The sequence below is a fragment of the Lactobacillus delbrueckii subsp. delbrueckii DSM 20074 = JCM 1012 genome (assembly GCF_001433875.1).
GTDB lineage: Bacteria > Bacillota > Bacilli > Lactobacillales > Lactobacillaceae > Lactobacillus > Lactobacillus delbrueckii.
In genome coordinates this window covers 1-1,810 of record NZ_AZCR01000018.1, presented here as the reverse complement: position 1 = coordinate 1,810, position 1,810 = coordinate 1, and the positions used below count along the sequence as shown (strand labels likewise).

Annotated in this window: 2 protein-coding genes; one reads left to right on the top strand and one right to left on the bottom strand. The window is 49.7% G+C overall.

Annotated elements, in window-relative coordinates; translation table 11 throughout:
* The first annotated feature begins 252 nt into the window (after positions 1-252).
* Complete coding sequence (gndA, locus tag FD23_RS04185; protein ID WP_052933822.1) at positions 253-1,638, top strand: NADP-dependent phosphogluconate dehydrogenase; 1,386 nt, start codon at positions 253-255, stop codon at positions 1,636-1,638.
* On the opposite strand, the gene FD23_RS10340 is transcribed toward gndA, so the two are convergent.
* Positions 1,608-1,810: hypothetical protein (locus FD23_RS10340; RefSeq protein ID WP_236743871.1), on the bottom strand; the 203-nt coding region annotated here is incomplete at its 5' end. The genes gndA and FD23_RS10340 overlap by 31 nt on opposite strands.

The following is a 1,810-nucleotide window of genomic DNA, read 5'->3' as shown; positions in this document are numbered from 1 at the left end:
ATACTTTGCTGAAAAGTTTGGTTTGGAAATTGACGCGGCTTCAGGTGCATCCGGCCACTCAGAAGACAAGGCAGAAGCATTACAAGTTCAAGCAACTTCAAGTGCTTCAACTCCAGAAACTGCACCAGACACTACTTCAGGTGCTTCTTACTAAGAGAAATATAAATAAAGAAGAAAGCGAAACCTTTTGGTTTCGCTTTCTTCTTGCTTGCAAGTATAATAAAAGAGGCAGACATACTAGGAGGTAAATAAATGCAACAATTTGGTGTGATCGGTTTATCGGTCATGGGCAAGAACTTAGCCCTCAATGTTAGAAATCACGGCTTTTCAGTCTCCGGCTTCTCCATCGACAAGCCGGAAGTCGATGCTTTGGCCAAGTACGAGGATGACAAGCTGAAGCCTTGCTACACTTGGGAAGAATTCGTTGATTCTTTGGAAAAGCCCCGCAAGATTCTGGTGCAGATCATGGCTGGTGACCCGGTTGACCAAACCATTCAGAAGCTGATCCCGCTTTTGGACAAGGGCGACATCATTATTGACGGCGGGAACTCCAACTTCCACGACACCAACCGCCGCTACCATGAATTAAAGAAGCACGGCCTGCACTTCATCGGCATGGGCGTGTCCGGCGGTGAAGAAGGCGCCTTGAACGGCCCGGCCTTGATGCCAGGCGGGGACAAGGAAGCTTATGAAGAAGTAGCACCAATCTTGACCGCGATGGCCGCTAAGACTGAAGACGGCCGCGCCTGCGTGTCCTACATCGGGCCAGAAGGGGCGGGCCACTACGTTAAGATGGTCCACAACGGGATGGAATACGCGATCATGCAGGAAATCTCTGAAGTCTACGATATCATGCGCAAGGTAGCCCACAAGTCCAACAAGGAAATGGCAGATATTTTTGCTGAATGGGACAAGGGTGACCTGAACGCCTACTTGATTGAAATTGCTTCACAAGTTTTGCGGCAAAAGGACGACTTGACTGACGACGATGTGATCGACCACATCTTGAACGTTGCTTCCTACAAGGGGACTGGCAACTGGATGCTGGAAGACGCCATCAAGCTGGGCGCTCCAATTACGGTGGTAGCGGAAGCAGTTTTGGCCCGGTTCATGTCCAAGGCCACGACCCGGGAAGGCAAGGAAGTCGTTTACGACCGTGAAGTTGCCAGCGACTTGATCGACAACTTGGGCAAGGCAATGTACCTGGCACAGATCGTGGCTTACGCTCAAGGCTTCCAGCAGTTGACCATGGCCGCTAAGGCTTACGACTGGGAACTGAACTACCCGGCGATCGCGCAGAACTGGGAAGCGGGATGCATCATCCACGCCAAGACACTGTACCATATTGAAGATGCCTACGCTGATGGCAAGCAACTGGACAACCTTTTCCAAGACCCATACTTTGCGGGTGTGATGGAAAAGAACCTGCCAGCCTTGCGAGCAGTCGTTAAGCTGGCTGCGGAAGCTGGCGTGCCGACTCCAAGCTTCAGCGCCGCTCTGAACTACCTGGAATCAATCTTCAACCCAAGCCTGCCGGCCAACATGATTCAGGCACAAAGAGACTACTTCGGTGCGCACACTTACTACAGAAACGACCGCGAGGGCGTTTACCACACCGAATGGTATGAAGAAAAATAACAAACAGTATTGATGAAAAGAGTGAAACTTCGTTGGAAAGTTTCACTCTTTTTGTGTTTCTGAGAAAATGCTGGTGGAAAGAAAATTATCTTTTCGCCAATTGCAAGAATAAATTGAACACTTACCATAACATCTGGTAGATTTTGACTATCTACGCCGGTAAATGCGGTCA

Coding starts and splice junctions, on each gene's coding strand:
- gndA (WP_052933822.1), top strand. CDS start 253: ATGCAACAATTTGGTGTGATCGGTTTATCGGTCATGGGCAAGAACTTA.